1 protein-coding gene is annotated in these 643 nt (G+C 60.3%); it reads left to right on the forward strand.

All coding sequences use genetic code 11. From position 1 onward, the window contains the following. A partial coding sequence (locus tag E2H86_RS25710; RefSeq protein ID WP_207955663.1) for an LON peptidase substrate-binding domain-containing protein occupies window positions 1-643 on the forward strand: 643 nt, incomplete at both ends.

Genomic DNA, 643 nt, shown 5'->3' on the forward strand with positions numbered 1-643 from the left:
CGACGAACCCGGTCGCTTGGCTGACACCATTGCCGCACATCTGCCGATCAAGCTCGAGCAGAAGCAGAAGATTCTCGAGATGTTCAACGTGACCGAACGTCTGGAGAGCCTGCTGTCGCAGCTGGAAGGCGAGATCGACATCCTGCAGGTGGAAAAGCGCATCCGTGGCCGCGTCAAGCGCCAGATGGAGAAGAGCCAGCGCGAGTACTACCTGAACGAGCAGGTCAAGGCCATCCAGAAGGAGCTGGGCGAAGGCGAGGAAGGCGCCGATCTCGAAGAGCTGGACAAGAAGATCAAGGCCGCCCGCATGCCGAAGGAGGCCAAGAAGAAGGCCGAGTCCGAGTTCAAGAAGCTCAAGCTGATGTCGCCGATGTCGGCCGAGGCGACGGTCGTGCGCAACTATCTCGACACGTTGGTGGGTCTGCCGTGGCGCAAGAAGAGCAAGGTCAACAACGACCTGTCGAACGCCGAGCAGGTGCTGGATCAAGACCACTACGGTTTGGAAAAGGTCAAGGAACGTATCCTTGAGTATCTCGCCGTGCAACAGCGCGTCGACAAGCTCAAAGCGCCGATCCTGTGCCTCGTGGGGCCGCCGGGTGTTGGCAAGACCTCGCTCGGGCAGTCGGTGGCGCGTGCAACGAAC

This window comes from Pseudomonas putida, assembly GCF_004357765.1.
In the GTDB taxonomy this organism is placed as follows: domain Bacteria; phylum Pseudomonadota; class Gammaproteobacteria; order Pseudomonadales; family Pseudomonadaceae; genus Aquipseudomonas; species Aquipseudomonas putida_U.